Below are 17,727 nucleotides of genomic sequence, written 5' to 3' on the forward strand. Positions count from 1 at the left end.
GCCGGCCCTGTGCACACGTGGCCTCGCTGCGCTCGGAGGCGAGCAGGTCGGCCTGTGCTCCACGTCGGGCTCCGGCAGCTTCCCGACGAGGGGATCGATCCGGGTGACACGACCACCGCTGCGTTCGCGGCCCGGTCCCGCTGACGCGGCAGGCCGGTGACGGACCGCCCCCCACGACCGGCTAAGCTCGGCAGCTGCTCCCGGTTCCAGGGGAGCGGAAATCGCTTTGACGAAAGGCTTGTTGACTGTGTGGCAGGAGGCGCCGATCTACGACCGGCTCGTCACGGAGCGCGGTGACGTGCCCGCGCAAGCACGCCGGGAGGCCGAGCAGACCCTGCGGAGCCTGGAGCAGGTCATGCGGTCGGGCATGCCCCCGATGGGCGGGCTTCCGCAGCAGGCGCTGCCGTATCCGCCCGGCCCGTGACGTCAGCTGTCAGGCGAACCGGTCGCGCAGCTCCCGCTTGAGGATCTTCCCGCTGGCGTTGCGCGGCAGCTCGTCCACGAACAGCACCCGCTTCGGGGCCTTGAAGTGGGGAAGCTTCTCACGGGCGTGGGCCAGGATCTCGTCCTCCGTCACGTCGTCGCGCGGAACGACGACGGCGGTGACGGCCTCGATCCAGCGGTCGTCCGGGAGCCCGACGACCGCGGCCTCCGCAACCGATGGATGGGTGTAGAGAGCGTCCTCGACCTGGCGTGAAGCGACCAGCACTCCCCCGGAGTTGATGACGTCCTTCACCCGGTCGACGATGGTGTAGTAGCCCTCGCTGTCACGGACGGCGAGGTCACCGGAGCGGAACCAGCCGTCGCGGAACGCCTCCTCGGTCTCCTGGCGCTTGTCCCAGTAGCCCTCGCACAACTGCGGCGATCGGTAGACGATCTCTCCCGCGGTGCCGTCCTGGACGTCCTTGCCGTCCTCGTCGACGACCTTCGCCTCGACGTGGCGGACGGGACGCCCGCACGAGTCCATCCGCCCCTCGTGCTCGGCGGGCCCGAGCACCGTGGCGAGCGGACCGATCTCGCTCTGGCCGAAGCAGTTGTAGAAGGCGAGTTCCGGCAGTCGCTCCCGGAGCCGTTCGAGTACGGGCACGGGCATGATCGACGCCCCGTAGTACGCCTTGCGCAGGCCGCTCAGGTCGCGGGTGGCGAACTCCGGGTGGTCGGACAGTCCGATCCAGACCGTGGGCGGCGCGAAGAGACTGTCGGCGCGCCCCGCCTCCACCAGGTCGAAGATCCTTGCGGCGTCCGGCGCGTCGAGGATCGTGTTCTCCGCGCCGACGGCGAGGTACGGCAGCAGGAACACATGCATCTGGGCGGAGTGGTAGAGCGGAAGCGAGTGCACCGGCCGGTCGTCCGGCCGGAGGTCGAGCGCCTCGATCGCGCTCGCGTACTCGTGCGCCAGCGCCCGGTGGGTCATCATCGCGCCCTTGGGCAGCGCGGTGGTTCCGGAGGTGTACAGCAGTTGGACGAGCTCGTGGGCGTCCCGGTCGGCGTCGTACGGCCGCGGCTCGGCGAGTGCGGTCAGCAGCGAGTCGTCACTGTCGCGCAGGGGGCGCACGGCGAAGCCCGCCGGAACGCGCTCGGCGAGGCCCGGGTCGGCAAGGACCAGGGAACTCCCGGACTGGCGCAGGATGTACGCCAGATCCTCGCCGGTGAGGTTGTGGTTGACCGGGACGTGCACGAGCCCGGCGCGGGAACAGGCGAGGAAGGCGATCAGGTAGGCATCGGAGTTGTGCCCGTAGGCCGCGACCCTGTCGTACCGGCCGAGCCCGTGCTCGCTCAGCACGGCGGCCGCGGTGCTGACGGCACGGTCGAGCTCGGCGTAGGTCCAGGACCGGTCGCCGTAGCGGACGGCGGTGCGGTCGGGGGTGCGCCGGGCACTGCGGCGCAGCACGCCGTCGACGGTGCTGCTGAGGAGACGATCCGTGACTGCCATGGCTGGATCCTGGGCGGCGCCGCCGCGCGGGTCAAGCATGCCGCACACACGGATACCGAACGGGATGTTGACACGGAGGGTCCGTGCTGCGTGCATGTACCAACCGGCCTTCATCACAGCCCTCTTGGGAGGCACGTTGCTCTTCCGCACGCGTCTGAGACACCTGGTCCTGGCGGGTCTCGCCCTGGTCACCGCCACCGCTTCACTGCCGCCCGCCGCGGCCGCCGGCTCCCGTGACCAGGACCGGCACCGTCCCTCGGGCGGCGGGCTGTCCGCCGTCATCCGGTACACCGAGTACGGCATACCCCACATCGTCGCGCAGGACTGGGCGGACCTCGGCTTCGGCACCGGCTGGGCGCAGGCGGCCGACCAGGTGTGCACCCTCGCCGACGGTTTCGTGACCGTACGCGGGGAGCGGTCACGCCACTTCGGCCCGGACGCGGCGCCCGACGGTTCGCTGTCGTCCGCCACGAGGAATCTGTCGAGCGATCTCTACTTCCGGGGGGTACGGAACGCGGGAACGGTCGAGAAGCTGCTCGCCGCACCCGCGCCGGCCGGCCCGAGCAGGCAGGTCAAGGAGCTGATGCGCGGCTGGGCGGCCGGCTACAACGCCTGGCTGAAGCAGCACCGCATCAGCGATCCGGGGTGCGCGGGAGCGGCCTGGGTGAGTCCGGTGAGCATGCTCGACGTGGCCCGGCGCGGCTTCGCCGTATCGGTCCTGGGTGGGCAGGGGCGTGGCATCGAGGGAATCACCGCCGCTCAGCCGCCGGGTGCGGGGGCCGCCGCCGCGGGCGCCGCGCGTACGGCGCCGGACCCGGCAGCGGCCACGCGTACGGCGCCGGACCCCGCGGCGACCGCGCGCGCCGCCCGCGAGCTCTTCGCCGCCGGGAGTGCCGACATGGGCTCGAACGCGGTCGCCTTCAGCGGCGGCACCACGGCGAACGGGCGCGGCTTGCTGCTCGGCAATCCGCACTACCCGTGGCAGGGCGGCCGCCGCTTCTGGCAGTCGCAGCAGACCATCCCGGGTGAGCTGAACGTCCAGGGCGCCTCGCTGCTGGGCACGACCGTGGTCAACATCGGCTTCAACGACAGGGTCGCCTGGAGCCACACGGTCGCGACCGGTGTCACGCTCAATCTGCACCAGTTGACCCTGGATCCGGCCGACCCGACCGCGTATCTCGTGGGCGGGAAGCCGGAGCGGATGACCCGGCGTACCGTCACCGTGCCGGTGAAGGACGGTCCGGCGATCACCCGGACGCAGTGGTGGACGCGCTACGGACCGGTCGTCACCTCGCTCGGCGCCTCGCTGCCACTGCCCTGGACGGCGACCACCGCGTACGCGCTGAACGATCCGAACGCGGCCAACCTCCGCGGCTCCGACACCGCGCTGGGCTTCGGCCGCGCCCGCTCCACCGACGACATCCTGCGGACCCTGCGCCGCACGCAGGGCCTTCCGTGGGTCAACACCGTCGCGGCGGACTCTTCCGGGCACTCCCTCTTCACCCAGGCGCAGGTCCTGCCGCGCCTCACCGACGAGCTGGTCGCGCGCTGCTCGACGCCGCTCGGCAAGGTCACCTACCCGGCGTCGGGCGTGGCCGTGCTCGACGGCGCGCGCACGGACTGTGCGATGGGCACCGACCCGGACGCGGTGCAGCCGGGGATCTTCGGACCTTCGAGGATGCCGGTGCTGAAGGACGCCCCGTACGCCGAGAACTCCAACGACAGCGCCTGGCTGACCAACGCCGACCGCCCGTTGACCGGCTACGAGCGGGTCTTCGGCACGATCGCCACGCCTCGCTCGCTGCGCACGCGCGGCGCGATCGAGGATGTCGCGGCGATGGCGGCGAAGGGCCGGCTGACGGTCACGGACCTGCAGCGCCAGCAGTTCGCGAACCGTGCGCCGGCCGGCGATCTGGCCGCGGCCGACGCGGCGAAGGCCTGCCCCACGGTGCTGCCGCAGGACACCGAGGCGTGCGGGGTGCTGGCGGGCTGGGACCGTACGGTGAACACCGCCAGCCGGGGGGCGCTGCTCTTCGACCGCTTCTGGCGGAGGTTCACGGCGTCGGTGCCGTCGGCGGAGCACTGGAAGGTGCCGTTCTCCGCCGCCGACCCGGTCCGCACGCCCCACACCCTGAACACGTCGTCACCCGGCTTCGCCAAGGCCCTGACCGACGCGGTGGCCGAGCTGCGCGCCGCCGGAATCCCGCTGGACGCGCCGTTGGGTGCGGCCCAGTTCGTGGTACGGAACGGCACGCGCATCCCCGTTCACGGAGGTACGGAGGCGCTGGGCATCTGGAACAAGGTCGAGCCGGTCTGGAGCCCGGCCGCGGGCGGGTACGCGGAGGTCGCGCACGGCTCCAGCCACATCCAGGCGGTCGGCTGGAACGGCGGCCCGTGCCCCGACGCCCGCACCCTGCTGACGTACTCCCAGTCGTCGAACCCGGTGTCGCCGCACTACAGCGACCAGACCGGGCTGTACGCGGACGGACGCTGGGTGACGGCGCGCTTCTGCGAGAAGGACATCCTGCGCTCGCCGCAGCTGAAGGTGGTACGCGTCAGGGACTGAACGACAGGAACACGAAGGCGGCGAACAGCACCAGATGGACGCCGCCCTGGAGCAGCGTGGCCCGGCCGGGTACCAGGGTGAGGACGCTGACCACGGCAGTCAGCGCGAGGAGCACCATGTGGGTGGCGTCCTCACCCAGGATCAGGGAGCCCGGCAGCCACACCGAGGCGAGCGCGATCGCCGGGATCGTCAGTCCGATGCTGGCGATGGCGGAGCCGTAGGCCAGGTTGAGGCTGGTCTGCATCCGGTCCCGGCGTGCCGCGCGCACGGCGGCGAGGGTCTCGGGCATCAGGACCATGAGCGCAATGACGACGCCGACCACGGACTTCGGCAGCCCCGCCGACTCCACGCCCTCCTCGATGGTGGGCGAGACGACCTTGGCGTCACCGACGACCGCGACGAGCGCCACGAACAGCAGCGCCGCGCTCCACCAGGTCTGGCGGACCGCGGGCGGCGGAGCGTGCTCGTCGGGATCCGATTCCTGGCCGTCACGGACGACGGGCAGGAAGTAGTCGCGGTGCCTGACGGTCTGTACGGCGACGAAGAGCCCGTACAGGCACAGCGAGGCGATGGCGGCGAACGCCAGCTGGGCCGGTGTGAACGCGGGGCCCGGCCGGCCGGTGGTGAAGGTGGGAAGCACCAGGGTCACGGTGGCGAGGGTGCAGACGACCGCGAGTGCGCCGCCAGAGCCCTCGGCGTGGAAGACGGCGATGCGGTTGCGCAGAGAGGCGACCAGAAGGGACAGTCCGACGATGCCGTTGCAGGCGATCATGACGGCGGCGAAGACGGTGTCCCTGGCGTAGGTGGACGCCTTCGCGCCGCCGCCCGCCATCAAGGTGACGATGAGGCCGACCTCGATGACGGTCACGGCGACGGCGAGCACGAGGGAGCCGAACGGTTCGCCGACCCTGTGCGCGACGACCTCGGCGTGGTGCACGGCCGCCAGCACGGCGCCGACCAGGCAGAGTGCGACGACCACGACGGCGAAGGCCGGGAGGGCGCGCCCCCAGCCGAGCACCAGGGCCACCGCGGCGGCGACCGGTGCCCAGGTGGTCCACCGTGCCGTGAGCGCTCTCGTGCCGGTCCTCATGCGGCCCACGCTGCCAGGAGCCCGAGCGGGCCGCGCGGGCTGCTGCGCCGATAGAGGCCTCCCGCCGAGGGTCCGTCAGCGCCCGTCGAGCCGGGCGCTGCTCTCGCCGAACACCCAGGAGCCGGTCTCCGCAACGGGATGCACGGCACCGGAGCGTGCGGGTCCAGGCGAGGACGACCTGCGACGGGGCACGCCCAGGGGGACCTGGAGGCCCGCGAAGGGCTGCCGGCCGCGCCGTCCGGCAAGGTGTCGGCGGGGAAGACGGTCCAGGCGGGCGCGTCGCGGATGCCGCCACGGGGCAGCCCGCCCAGAGCATGGCGCAGGCGGTCAGGCAGGACCGTGTGAACGCTCCGGACGGGGACTGCGGACCGGGGTGAGCAGCGCCAGCGCCGCTATGAGCAGACAGCCCGCTCCGGCGGCCAGGCCCATCGGCGCCGTGCCGTGGCGCTGCGCGGCCCAGGTGAGAACGGCCGCTCCGAGCGGGGCCGCCGAGTAGTGGATGGTCCAGAACGCCGAAGTGACCCGTCCCAGCAAGTGGTCAGGGGTCACTTCCTGGCGCAGCGACATGGAGCAGGTCCCTGCGACGCCGACACAGCCCAGGAAGGCGGCGGTCAGGGCCGCGATGCCCGGCACGCTCTGGGCCGAGCCGATGCCCGCGAGGGCGATTCCGCAGACCGCCACGGCGCCGATCCACGTGGCGCCGAAGCCGAGCCTTCGGCGGACCGGGGCCACGAGCAGTGCTCCGGTGATGGTGCCCATCGCCCCGGCCGCGAAGACGGTGCCGACCGTGCCGTCGCTCCGGCCGAGATCGTGCTTGAGGTGATAGATGAGCAGGTCGTTCATGCCGAGTGTCAGGAAGCTGAAGAAGGACAGACAGACGGTCAGGGCCCGTAGTACCGGATGTCGCCGCAGGAAGGACACGCCCGGGACGCGGCGCTCGACCCGCAAGGCGGACAGGACCGGTTCGGCCGGCTCCCGACATGATCACGGAGTACCGGACGACAGCCTCCCCGGTCCAGGCGTGAGGCCCAGCGGCAGAAGCGAAGGGCGCACAACGGTGCATACCGGGGCGAGACGGGAGAAGTTTGACCCTTGCGCCGAGTCCATCGCGACTCCCGCACCACCAACCCGACAGACCCGACAGACCCGACAGACCCGAAGAGTCCGAAGCCCAGATCGGTTGAGAACGACTCCACAGGGAGCCGAACACCCTCTGAGGATCACAGCGGGCGGTCGTGGCCCTCCCAGTACGGGTCGCGCAGGCGGCGCTTGTAGAGCTTGCCGTTCGGGTCGCGGGGCATCGCGTCGATGAAGTCGACGCTCTTCGGGCACTTGTAGCCTGCCAGCCTGGCCGCGCAGTGGTCGAGGATCGCCACGGCGAGCTCCGGGCCCGGGATCCGGCCCGCGGCCGGTTCGACCACGGCCTTGACCTCCTCGCCCCAGTCGCCGTGCGGGATGCCGAAGGCCGCGGCGTCGGCGACCGCGGGGTGGGTGAGGAGTGCGGCCTCGATCTCGGCGGGGTAGATGTTGACGCCGCCCGAGATGATCATGTCGATCTTGCGGTCGCGGAGGAAGAGGTAGCCGTCGTCGTCGAGCACGCCCAGGTCGCCGACGGTGAAGAAGTCGCCGATGCGGTTCTTCCGCGTCTTGGCCTCGTCCTTGTGGTAACTGAAGCCGCCGGTCGACATCTTCATGTAGACGGTGCCGAGTTCGCCGGGCGGCAGCCGGTTGCCGTCCTCGTCGAAGATCGCGAGTTCGCTGATGGGCCACGCCTTGCCGACCGTGCCGGGCTTCTTGAGCCAGTCCTCGGCGGTGGCGAAGGCACCGCCGCCCTCGCTGGCCGCGTAGTACTCCTCGACGCAGTTGCCCCACCACTCGATCATCGCCCGCTTGACGTGGTCGGGGCAGGGCGCGGCGCCGTGGATGGCGTGCCGCATCGACGAGACGTCGTACCCCGCCCGTACCTCCTCCGGCAGGGCGAGGAGCCGGTGGAACTGGGTGGGGACCATGTGCGTGTGCGTGCAGGCGTACGTGTCGATCAGCCTCAGCATCTCCTGCGGCGACCATTTGTCCATCAGCACCAGCCGGTGGCCGATGTGCAGGGACGCGCCCGCGAACTGCAGCACGGCGGTGTGGTAGAGCGGCGAGCAGACGAGATGGACGTTGTCGTCGAAGGGCCTGATGCCGAAGATGCCGAGGAAGCCGCCGAGGTAGGTCTCCTCGGGGAGCTTGCCGGGCAGCGGGCGGCGGATGCCGCGCGGCCGGCCGGTGGTGCCGGACGTGTAGTTCATGACCCAGCCGAGGGTGCGCTCGCCGGGCACCGAATCGGGCTGCCCGTCGAGGAGTTCGGCGTACGGGCGGAAGCCGTCGATCCCGCCGACGGCGTAGCGGTGGCTCGCGGGCAGCTTCGCCTCGTCGGCGGCGGAGGTGGCAGCGGCGGCGAAGCGTTCGTGCGCGATGAGGACCTCGGCGCCGGAGTCGGCGACGATCCAGGCGATCTCGCGGCCGACGAGGTGGTGGTTGACGGGGACGAGATAGAACCCGGCCTGGGACGCGGCGAGATACGCGGTGAAGAACTCGACGCCGTTGGGGAGGACGACGGCGAAGGCGTCACCCCGCTCGAGGCCCGCCGCGCGCAGCCCGTGGACGAGCCGGTTGACGTCGGCGTGCAGCCGGCCGGCGGTCCACTCCTCGCCGTCGGGGGCGATCAGGACCGTGCGGTCGGGGTCGGCCGTCGCCTGCGCCCAGAAGCCGTTGGGCTGTCCACCGTCGGGCTGTCCACTGGTCGGCTGTCCGCTGCTCGGCCGTCCGCTCACGACTGGTTCCTTCCGGCGATGCGGTTCAGGCGGTCCATGGCACGTTCGAAGCCGCTGGTGAGGTCGTCGAAGACCTGCTGGACGCTGCGTTCGGCGTTCATGCGTCCGACGATCTGGCCGACCGGTGTGCCGAGCAGCGGTTCGATCTCGTGCTTCTGGATCCGGGAGACGGCCTCGGCGACGAGCAGGCCCTGGAGGGGCATCGGCAGGGTGCCGGGGCCGTTCGGGTCGTCCCAGGCGTCGGTCCACTCGGTGCGCAGTTGGCGGGCCGGTTTGCCGGTCAGGGCGCGGGACCGGACGGTGTCGCCGGAGCCGGCGGCGAGCAGCTTCGCGGTGAGGGCGCGCGAGTGGAGGTCGGCCTCGGTCGTGGTGAGCCAGACCGAGCCGAGCCAGACTCCCTGGGCTCCGAGGGCGAGTCCGGCGGCGATCTGCTCGCCGCTGCCGATGCCTCCGGCGGCGAGTACCGGCAGGGGCGCGACGGCGTCGACAGCCTCGGGGGTGAGCACCATGGAGGCGATCTCGCCGGTGTGGCCGCCCGCCTCGTAGCCCTGCGCGACGACGATGTCGATGCCCGCCTCGGCATGGCGGCGTGCGTGCTTGGCGCTGCCGGCGAGGGCGGCGACGAGGATGCCGTGGTCGTGGGCGCGCTGGACGACGTCGCGGGGCGGGGAGCCGAGGGCGTTGGCGAGGAGCTTGATCGGGTAGTCGAAGGCGACGTCGAGCTGGCCGCGGGCGACCTGCTCCATCCAGCCGGTGATCCGCCAGCCCGCCGCCTCGCCGTCGGGGAGTGCCGGTACGCCGTGCTTGGCGAGGGTCTCCTCGACGAACCGGCGGTGTCCTTCGGGGATCATCGCCTCGACATCGGCCTCCGTGACGCCTTCGACCTTCTTGGCGGGCATGACTACGTCCAGGCCGTACGGCTTTCCGTCGGTGTGCTCCTGCATCCAGTCGAGGTCGCGGGCGAGGTCGTCGGGTGCGGTGTAGCGGACCGCGCCGAGGACGCCGAAGCCGCCCGCTCTGGTGATGGCGGCGGCGACCGCGGGGAACGGCGTGAAGCCGAAGATGGCGTGCTCGACTCCCAGTTTCTTGCTCAGCTCCGTCTCCATGGGCGGCAGGATGCCGCAGCGGAACGGCCGAGGGAAGAGATTTTCTGATGCAGTGTCAGATTTCTGTCGGGTCTTGACGCCTCTTCACCTTGGTAAGAAAGTTTCACGTGTTGTGCAATTCCCGAAGGATTCTTTCAGGGAGGGTGAGGTATGACGGATGCCTCGGCGGGCAGAGGGATCAGCCGTCGCCGGCTCGGCGGCGGGGTGCTGGCACTGGGAGGTGCGCTGGTGATCGGACCGCTTCCGGTCGGCGCCGCAGCGGCGGCCCCGGGTCCGGGATCCCGCCATGGACGTACGACGCTGCGGCGCGGCTCTCCCGAGCGGGCGGGGCTCATCGCCGCGCACCTCGACAAGCTGGTCGCGGACGCCGAGAAGTACCTCTCCCCCTCCCCCAAGCACCCCTGGTACGCCGGCGCCGTACTGCTCGCGGGCCGTGGCGGGACGGTGGCCCTGCACCGTCCCATCGGCATGGCGCTGCGGTACGCGGCGTACGACCAGGCGACCGACACGGGCCTCGAGTTCCCGGCCGAGCAGCAGATCCCGATGGCCGAGGACACCGTCTTCGATCTCGCCTCGGTGTCCAAGCTGTTCACGTCGATCCTGGCCGTCCAGCAGATCGAGCGGGGCGCGCTGGAGCTGGAGGAGAGGGTCGCCGCGTATCTGCCGGAGTTCGGGGCGGCGGGCAAGCAGGACATCACCGTACGGCAGCTGCTCACGCACACGTCGGGGTTCCGGGCGTGGATACCGCTGTACAAGGAGCCGACGCGGGAGGGGCAGCTGCGCCTGCTGTGGAACGAGGCGCCGGCGAACCCGCCCGGCACCAAGTACCTGTACTCCGACCTCAATCTGATCTCGCTGCAGCTGATCCTGGAGAAGATCACCGGGCTCGGTCTGGACCGGCTGCTCCACGACGGGATCACGGCCCCGCTCGGGATGGATCGCACGCGCTTCAATCCGCCGCCCTCGTGGAAGCCGAAGATCGCCGCGACCGAGGACGCGCGACTGCCGTGGTCCGGGCTGGAGAGAGGCCTCGTGTGGGGCGAGGTGCACGACGAGAACGCGTACGGGTTCGGCGGGGTCGCGGGACACGCCGGGGTGTTCTCGTGCGCCTGGGACCTGGCCGTGCTGGCACGGACGCTGCTCAACGGCGGGGCGTACGGGCGGGCCAGGATCCTGTCCGACGAGTCGGTGGAACTGATGTTCACCGACTTCAACACCGCGTTCCCCGGTGACGAGCACGGCCTCGGCTTCGAGCTCTACCAGCACTGGTACATGGGCGCGATGGCCACTCCGCGCACGGCGGGGCACACCGGATTCACCGGCACGAGCCTCGTGCTCGACCCGTCGACCGACTCGTTCCTCGTCGTCCTCGGCAACTCCGTGCACCCGGTGCGCAGCTGGCGCTCCGGCAGCGCGCCGAGGGTCGCCGCGGCGACCAACATGGCGCGTGCCGTCGCCGTGCGCCCGGAGCGGGGGCGCACGGCCTGGTTCTCCGGGATGGCGGGCGCCACGACCGCGACGCTCGCTCTGCCCGAGATCACCCCGGAGAGCGACCGCGCGGGTCTGTGCTGCTCGCTGTGGTGGGACACCGAGCCCGGCTCGGACAAGGTGTTCCTGGAGGCCTCGTCGGATGCGGGCGCCACGTGGCAGCCGGTGCCCTTCACGACCGTGCGCAAGGGGCAGCAGTCCGAGCTCCATCCGGCGGGTTCGGCCACCGGCTGGTCCGGGCGCGCGTGGCACCGCCTCGACGCGTCCCTGGTCGCCTGGCGCGGCCGGCCGGTCCGGCTGCGGTGGCGGTACACGACGGACCAGCTCTACGTGGGGCGGGGGGTGTACGTGGACGGCCTGCGCGTCGAGGACGGCACCCGGGTCCTCTTCGACGAGCGGCGCCCTGGCGATGCGGGGCGGATCGAGGCGGTGGGGTGGACGGCCTCCGCGGACTGACGGGGGCCGGACCGGCTTCGCCGGGCCGCGCAGGTGCGTGACGACAGGACGACGCGACAAGCCCCGGACGACACGGCAGACATCGTCCGGGGCGGTGTGGTGTCACGCGACGCGGCGGTTCACGTCTCCGTGGCGACGGATGATGTCGGCGTAGTGCCGTCCGCTGCCCTTGACCGTGCGCTTCTGGGTGCCGTAGTCGACATGGACGAGTCCGAACCGCTTGTCGTAGCCGTACGCCCACTCGAAGTTGTCGAGCAGCGACCATGCGAAGTACCCGGCGAGCGGCGCTCCCCGGCGTACGGCGCGGGCACAGGCGGCCAGGTGCTGGTCCAGATAGGCGGTGCGCTCCGGGTCGTGCACCTGGCCGTCGGCGCCGACGACATCGGGGTGGGCCGAGCCGTTCTCGGTGACGTACAGCTCGCGTGCCCCGTACTCGTCGGTGAGGCGGACCAGCAGGCTCTCCAGGCCGCCGGCGTCGATCTCCCAGTCCATGCCGGTCCGGGGGACGCCGGGGCGGCGCACCTGTCGCACGAACGGCGGCGGGCCGGCGGGATCGGCGGTCACGGTCATCGGGAAGTAGTAGTTGAGGCCGAGCCAGTCCAGCGGCTGGGCGATGGTGCCGGCATCCCCCGGGCGCTCGGGGAGTCCGACTCCGTACACCTCGAGCATGTCGGCGGGGAAACCGCGTCCGTGGACGGGGTCGAGCCACCAGCGGTTGGTGTGACCGTCCATGCGGCGCGCCGCCTCGACGTCGGCATCGGAACCGCCGGCCGGCTCGACGGTGCTGAGGTTGTTGACGATGCCCACGCGCGCGCCGGGGGACGCGGCGCGGATGGCCTCGGTGGCGAGCCCGTGGCCGAGGAGCAGATGGTACGAGGCGGGGACGGCGGCCCGGATGTCGGTCAGGCCGGGGGCCATTCTGCCTTCCAGGTGGCCGATCCAGGCGGAGCAGAGCGGCTCGTTGAGCGTGCACCACTGGGTGATGCGGTCGCCGAGCGCTCCGGCGACGACGGACGCGTAGGCGGCGAAGTGCTCGGCGGTGTCGCGGGCGGGCCAGCCGCCGCGGTCCTGCAGCACCTGGGGCAGGTCCCAGTGGTAGAGGGTGGCGTGCGGGGTGATGCCGGCGTCGAGCAGGCCGTCGGTGAGACGCTCGTAGAAGTCGAGTCCCGCGGGGTTGGCCGGCCCGTCGCCGCCGGGGACGACACGCGGCCAGGCGATCGAGAACCGGTAGTCCGTGACGCCCAGTTCCTTCATGAGGGCGATGTCCTCGGGCCAGCGGTGGTAGTGGTCGCAGGCGACGTCGCCGTGGTCACCGTTGTCGACGGCGCCGGGAGTGTGCGAGAACGTGTCCCAGATGGAGGGGGTGCGGCCGTCCTCCGTGACGGCTCCTTCGATCTGGTACGCCGACGTGGCGACGCCCCAGGCGAAGTCGTCGGGCAGGGATCCGGGTTCGTTCGGGTCGGACACGGAGTTCCTCTCGGGTGTGGTCGTCCGGGGTGGGGTTGGGGTCACTTGACGGCTCCGGCGGTGAAACCGGCCACGAGATAGCGCTGGAGCAGCAGGAATCCGGCGACGACGGGCACGCTGACGACGAGGGACGCGGCCATGACCTGGTTCCAGTAGACGTCGAAGAGCGTCGAGTAGCCCTGCAGCCCGACGGCGAGGGTGCGGGTGGTGTCGTTCGTCATCACGGACGCGAAGAGCACTTCGCCCCAGGCCGTCATGAACGCGTAGATGGCGACGGCGACGATCCCCGGGGTGGCTGCGGGCACGACGACCCGGAACAGCGCGCGCAGCGGTCCGCACCCGTCGACCAGCGCCGCTTCGTCGAGTTCGCGCGGCACGGAGTCGAAGTAGCCGATCAGCATCCAGATGGAGAACGGCAGCGAGAACGTGAGGTAGGTGAGGATCAGGCCGCCGCGCGATCCGTACAGCGCCACTCCCGTCGTGTTGCCGATGTTGACGAAGATCAGGAACAGCGGCAGCAGGAAGAGGATGCCGGGGAACATCTGGGTCGACAGGACGGTCACGGTGAACGCGCGCTTGCCGCGGAAGCGGTAACGGCTGACCGCGTACGCCGCGAAGACGGCGACGACGACCGAGCAGACGGTCGCGGCGCCCGCCACGATGAGCGAGTTCACGAAGTAACGTGCGAGCGGGACCGTCTGCCAGATGTCGATGTAGGGACGGATCGTCAGCGTGCTCGGCAGCCAGCGGAACTCGCCCGAGACGTCCTGGAGCGGCTTGAGCGAGCTGCTCACCATGACGTACACGGGCAACAGCACGAAGACCGTGAGCAGGCCGAGGAAGACCGCCCTGATCCACTGGAAGGAGCGGGGCGGTGCGGTCGGTGAACGACGGGCCGCGGCCCGGGGGTCAGCCATCTGCGGTCCTCCTTCCGCGCGAGGTGGCGAGGAGATAGATCCCGGTGACGAGCAGCAGGAACAGCAGCAGCAGGACGGACATGGCCGAACCGGTGCCGAAGTTCCAGGTGACGAAGGACGACTGGTAGATGTGGATCGAGATCAGGTCCGCCGCTTCGGGTGCCGCGCGGCCGAAGAGCACGTACGGCGTGTTGAAGTCGTTGAACGTCCACAGGAACAGCACGAGGACGAGGACCTGGTTGACGGAGCGCAGCGAGGGCAGGGTGATCCGGCGGATCTGCTGGATCATCCCGGCACCGTCGATCGCCGCCGCCTCGTACAGCTCCCGGGGGACGGCCTGGAGGGCGGCGGTGACGATGAGGAACGCGAACGGCCAGCTCTTCCAGACGGCGACGATCACCAGTGCCGTGAAGCTGTTGTCGCCGATCAGCCAGAAGGGCCGGTCGCCGCTGAGGCCGAGTTGGTCGTGCAGGACGTGGTTCACCATGCCGTTGTCGCGCTGGAACATGAACGCCCAGGTGATCACGGCGGCGTAGACCGGCAGGGCGTACGGGGTGAGGAAGAGCGCGCGCAGCAGGCCCCGGCCCCGGAAGCGGTCCTGCATGCAGATCGCGGCAGCGGTGCCGAGCAGCCAGCACAGCCCGACGGTGAGCACGGTGAACAGGCATGTGACGAGGAAGGAGTGCAGCAGTGCCTGGCCGGCGGGTCCGTCGACGTCGACGGAGAGCCGGTAGTTGTCGAGGCCGGCCCAGGGGGCGGCGCTCCAGTCGCGGATGTGGAACTGGGTCAGTTCGCGGAAGCTCATCACGATGCCGATGACCATCGGCACGAGGTGGATGAGGAGTTCCAGGGCGAGCGCGGGCAGCAGCAGGAGGTACGGGAGGCCGATGCGGCGCAGCCGGCCCGGCGGGCGGGGCGGTCGCCGCGCGGCTGTGCCCGCGCCGGGCCGCGGTGTGCTGCGGCCCGGCGGCGCCTGGCCGCGGACGGGGTCCTTGGCGGCGGTCGTCACGTTCGTCGTCCCCCCGCGCTCACCGCGGCATCTGCTGCTGGGCCTTGGCCAGGGCGGCCTTGACGGACTCGTCCGTCACGGGTCGGCCGGCTGCCGCGTCGGCGAAGAGGGACTTGATGGCCGTACCGACCGCTGTCTCGAACTGCGACTCGGCGGGGACCTGCGGCAGGGGCGTCGCGCTCTTGGCGAGGGTGTCGCGCAGCACGGCGAGGTCGGGTGCGGCGAACGCGGCGTCCTGCTGGGCGGCCTTGACGGGCGGGATGGAGCCGTACGTCTTGTTGAGGAGCGTGTTCTCCTCGTCGCTCGTCATGAACTCCACGAACTTGACCGCGCCGTCGAGGTTCTTGCTGTTCTTGAAGACCGCCATGTTGATGCCGGCGACCATGGAGTTGGTCTGCGCCCCGGTGCCCGGGACGCCGGAGGGCACGGGCACCGGGGCGACGCCCCACTCGTCCGGGTTCATGCCGTGGGCCTTGAAGGAGGTGGCCGCGCTCTGCCACAGCACCATCGCCGTCTTGTCCTTGGCGAAGTCCTGGAGGGACTGGTTCTGGGCGTACTCGGCGTTGCCGGGCGCGACGATCTTGTCCTTGGCCATGAAGTCGACGTACTGCTTCAGGGCGGCGACGTTCTCGGGCGTGTCGAAGGTCGGTTTGCCCGCGTCGTCGAAGAAGGCGCCGCCGTGCTGCTGCGAGAGCACGAACGCCTGGTGGATGTTGTTGGAGAGGTTGCCGCCCTCGGCGCCGAGGGCCCACTTCCCGTCCTTGGAGATCCTCTTCCCGGCGGCGACGAGCTCGTCCCAGGTGGCGGGCGGCTTCTCGATGCCGGCCTCCTGGAACATCTGCTTGTTGTAGTAGAGCGCGTACGCCATCGAGTACAGCGGGACGGCGGCCGGGTCCTGGCCGGGTGCGCCGGCCGAGCCGAGCGCGGAGGCGACGAAGCGGTCCTTGCCCCCGATCTTGTCGAAGTGGGCCTCGTCCCACGGCAGCAGCGCGCCGGTGGCCTGGAGCGAGGCGGACCAGGTGTTGCCGATGTTCAGCACGTCGGGGCCCTGACCGGACGTGGTGGCGGCGAGGATGCGGTTCAGGAGGTCGGACCAGGGGACGACTTCGAGCGTGACCTTGATGCCGGTCCTCTCCTCGAACTTCTTCAGTTCGGGTCCGAGGATCTTCTTGTCCGCCTCGATGTCCGGGCCCTGGTTGGAGGCCCAGTAGGTGAGGGTCTTCGGTGAGCTGTTGCCACCGGCGTCGGGATCGGTCCCGCCCCCGCAGCCCGTGACGGCGGCGAGTGCGGTGACCGTGGCGAGGGCTGCTGCGGCTCGGAATCTGCGCATGGCAGGATCGCCCCTTCCAAGGGGTCCGGATGATGGTTGTGTTCAGTCCCTGAACAACCTCACGGCTTATTTCAGGACGTGAGTTAAGACCTGAGAGAAGGGTGCGTCAAGATGTGCCGCAGGGGTAGGTTCCGCACCGGAAGGGAGACACATGGCTGAGCCCACCAAGCGGACCGTGCGCGACCTGCGGCGCGCCAGCCGCAGCGCCGTATTGCAACGGTTGTATTTCGACGGGCCGTTGAGCCGCCAGGAGCTCGGACGGTCGACCGGACTGAGTTCAGGGTCCGTCAGCAATGTCGTCGGCGAACTCATCGGCGAGGGGCTGCTCGAGGAGGCCGGGATCGTCGAATCCGACGGCGGCCGCCCCCGCACCCTGCTGCGCGTCGCCCCGGACGGCGGCCGGCTGATCGGCGTGGACGTCGGGGAGACCCGGGTCAGGGTCGAACTGTTCGACCTGGCACTGACCGAACTCGCCCGCGCCGACCTGCCGTTGTCGCCACGCCACTACGACGTCGAGCGCGTCGTGAACCACATCCGCGACGGAATGGCCGCCGTCCTCTCGGGCGCCGACGTACCCCCGGACCGGCTGCTCGGCGTCGGCGTCGGCGTCCCCGGCATCGTGGACCGCGCCTCCCCCGCGGGCGCTGTCGTGCACGGCCAGACCATCGGCTGGAAGGCCGTACCGCTGGAGGAGTTGCTCCGCTCGCGCGCCGAACCGCTCGGCGGGGCCCGGTACTTCATCGACAACGGTGCCCGCACCCTCGGGCAGGCCGAGATGTGGTTCGGCGGCGGACGGGGCGCGCGGGACGCCGTGGTCGTGCTGCTCGGATCCGGCGTCGGCGCCTGCATCGTCAGCGACGGCAGGCTGTACGGAGGCGCGCACAGCAGCGCCGCCGAGTGGGGGCACAGCACCATCGCGCTGCGCGGCCGCGGCTGCCGGTGCGGCGCACGGGGCTGCCTCGAGGCATACGTCGGCGCCGAGGCGGTGCTGGAGCGCTGGCGCGAGGCGGGCGGTCCCGTCACCGACGACACCGGCGAGGAGTCCGGGATCGCCGCGCTGATCGCCGCCGCGTACCCGCCGGGCGGTGCGGACCCCGACCCGGTCGCGCATGGACTGCTCGACGAGACGGCCGAGTACCTCGGTGCCGGCCTCTCGGACCTCATCAACCTCTGCGCCCCCGAACGCATCCTGATCGGCGGCTGGGCGGGACTCCAGCTCGGACCCCATCTGCTGCCCGCCGTACGGGAGTACGCCACCTCCTACGCGCTGCGCCACCCGGCCGGACACGCCACGATCGAGCTGGGCCGGCTCGGTCCGGACGCGGTCACGGTCGGCGCGGCGACGCTACCGCTGGCCGCCTTCTTCGCGACCGGCGGAACCCGGCCGGCCACGCCGGAGGAACCGCTCGCGCAGGAGAGCGCGGCGCCCGCCGCGCGCACCGGCAGACGGCTGGCGGCGGCACGCAGGTCCCACGGCGTGGCCGCCGCGGACTGATCTGCGAGCGATGCCGTCGGGCCGGCCTTCCGACAGTCGCCTGCAGGTGTCGGC

Annotated in this window: 12 protein-coding genes and 1 pseudogene; 4 read left to right on the top strand and 9 right to left on the bottom strand. The window is 71.2% G+C overall.

The window, feature by feature from the left end; translation table 11 throughout:
• Positions 1-241 precede the first annotated feature (241 nt).
• On the top strand, positions 242-424 hold the full coding sequence (locus ACWCP0_RS19805; RefSeq protein WP_351225081.1) for a hypothetical protein: 183 nt from the start codon (positions 242-244) through the stop codon (positions 422-424).
• A gap of 9 nt (positions 425-433) precedes the next feature.
• Here ACWCP0_RS19805 and ACWCP0_RS19810 read toward each other — a convergent pair whose 3' ends face one another.
• The gene (locus tag ACWCP0_RS19810; RefSeq protein ID WP_451080090.1) at positions 434-1,933 is read right to left on the bottom strand and encodes an acyl-CoA synthetase; all 1,500 of its coding nucleotides are present in this window, start codon (positions 1,931-1,933) and stop codon (positions 434-436) included.
• A 136-nt stretch (positions 1,934-2,069) separates the two neighbouring features.
• Here ACWCP0_RS19810 and ACWCP0_RS19815 point away from each other — a divergent pair, with 136 nt between their 5' ends.
• On the top strand, positions 2,070-4,499 hold the full coding sequence (locus tag ACWCP0_RS19815; RefSeq protein ID WP_451080151.1) for a penicillin acylase family protein: 2,430 nt from the start codon (positions 2,070-2,072) through the stop codon (positions 4,497-4,499).
• On the opposite strand, the gene ACWCP0_RS19820 is transcribed toward ACWCP0_RS19815, so the two are convergent.
• The 4 genes and pseudogenes from ACWCP0_RS19820 to ACWCP0_RS19835 all read right to left on the bottom strand — a co-directional run bounded on the left by ACWCP0_RS19820 (position 4,489) and on the right by ACWCP0_RS19835 (position 9,511).
• Entirely contained in the window at positions 4,489-5,589 is a 1,101-nt protein-coding gene (locus ACWCP0_RS19820; protein WP_451080091.1) for a calcium:proton antiporter, read from the bottom strand. The two genes, ACWCP0_RS19815 and ACWCP0_RS19820, sit on opposite strands and share 11 nt — an antisense overlap.
• A gap of 327 nt (positions 5,590-5,916) precedes the next feature.
• Positions 5,917-6,513 (bottom strand): annotated as a pseudogene (locus tag ACWCP0_RS19825) (MFS transporter); the annotation flags it as partial.
• Between the two features lie 296 nt (positions 6,514-6,809).
• Positions 6,810-8,405: an acyl-CoA synthetase gene (locus tag ACWCP0_RS19830; protein ID WP_451080092.1), complete on the bottom strand. Its 1,596-nt coding sequence runs from the start codon at positions 8,403-8,405 to the stop codon at positions 6,810-6,812.
• The gene (locus ACWCP0_RS19835; protein WP_451080093.1) at positions 8,402-9,511 is read right to left on the bottom strand and encodes an NAD(P)H-dependent flavin oxidoreductase; all 1,110 of its coding nucleotides are present in this window, start codon (positions 9,509-9,511) and stop codon (positions 8,402-8,404) included. Before ACWCP0_RS19835 ends, ACWCP0_RS19830 begins: the two co-directional genes overlap by 4 nt.
• Before the next feature lie 150 nt (positions 9,512-9,661).
• Here ACWCP0_RS19835 and ACWCP0_RS19840 point away from each other — a divergent pair, with 150 nt between their 5' ends.
• Complete coding sequence (locus ACWCP0_RS19840; RefSeq protein ID WP_451080094.1) at positions 9,662-11,455, top strand: serine hydrolase; 1,794 nt, start codon at positions 9,662-9,664, stop codon at positions 11,453-11,455.
• A 102-nt stretch (positions 11,456-11,557) separates the two neighbouring features.
• Here the strand turns inward: ACWCP0_RS19840 and ACWCP0_RS19845 are convergent, their stop codons facing one another.
• The 4 genes from ACWCP0_RS19845 to ACWCP0_RS19860 are packed head-to-tail and all read right to left on the bottom strand — an operon-like array spanning position 11,558 to position 16,178.
• Complete coding sequence (locus ACWCP0_RS19845; protein WP_451080095.1) at positions 11,558-12,922, bottom strand: GH1 family beta-glucosidase; 1,365 nt, start codon at positions 12,920-12,922, stop codon at positions 11,558-11,560.
• A 41-nt stretch (positions 12,923-12,963) separates the two neighbouring features.
• Positions 12,964-13,839 (bottom strand): carbohydrate ABC transporter permease, encoded by an 876-nt coding sequence (locus ACWCP0_RS19850; protein ID WP_451080096.1) that lies wholly within the window; start codon positions 13,837-13,839, stop codon positions 12,964-12,966.
• Positions 13,832-14,848, bottom strand: coding sequence for a carbohydrate ABC transporter permease (locus ACWCP0_RS19855; protein WP_451080097.1), 1,017 nt, complete (start codon positions 14,846-14,848; stop codon positions 13,832-13,834). Before ACWCP0_RS19855 ends, ACWCP0_RS19850 begins: the two co-directional genes overlap by 8 nt.
• Before the next feature lie 19 nt (positions 14,849-14,867).
• Positions 14,868-16,178 (bottom strand): ABC transporter substrate-binding protein, encoded by a 1,311-nt coding sequence (locus ACWCP0_RS19860; protein ID WP_451080098.1) that lies wholly within the window; start codon positions 16,176-16,178, stop codon positions 14,868-14,870.
• 151 nt (positions 16,179-16,329) lie between these two features.
• On the opposite strand from ACWCP0_RS19860, the gene ACWCP0_RS19865 reads away from it, so the two are divergent.
• Positions 16,330-17,673, top strand: a complete 1,344-nt coding sequence (locus ACWCP0_RS19865) for an ROK family protein (protein WP_451080099.1) — start codon at positions 16,330-16,332, stop codon at positions 17,671-17,673.
• The last annotated feature ends 54 nt before the right edge of the window (positions 17,674-17,727 follow it).

It is taken from the genome of Streptomyces sp. NPDC001970, from assembly GCF_053594115.1.

Excerpts from the sequence above, each read along its gene's own strand:
- ACWCP0_RS19850 (WP_451080096.1), bottom strand. The coding sequence starts at position 13,839 with ATGGCTGACCCCCGGGCCGCGGCCCGTCGTTCACCGACCGCACCGCCC.
- ACWCP0_RS19865 (WP_451080099.1), top strand. The coding sequence starts at position 16,330 with ATGGCTGAGCCCACCAAGCGGACCGTGCGCGACCTGCGGCGCGCCAGC.
- ACWCP0_RS19820 (WP_451080091.1), bottom strand. The coding sequence starts at position 5,589 with ATGAGGACCGGCACGAGAGCGCTCACGGCACGGTGGACCACCTGGGCA.
- ACWCP0_RS19860 (WP_451080098.1), bottom strand. The coding sequence starts at position 16,178 with ATGCGCAGATTCCGAGCCGCAGCAGCCCTCGCCACGGTCACCGCACTC.
- ACWCP0_RS19835 (WP_451080093.1), bottom strand. The coding sequence starts at position 9,511 with ATGGAGACGGAGCTGAGCAAGAAACTGGGAGTCGAGCACGCCATCTTC.
- ACWCP0_RS19810 (WP_451080090.1), bottom strand. The coding sequence starts at position 1,933 with ATGGCAGTCACGGATCGTCTCCTCAGCAGCACCGTCGACGGCGTGCTG.
- ACWCP0_RS19840 (WP_451080094.1), top strand. The coding sequence starts at position 9,662 with ATGACGGATGCCTCGGCGGGCAGAGGGATCAGCCGTCGCCGGCTCGGC.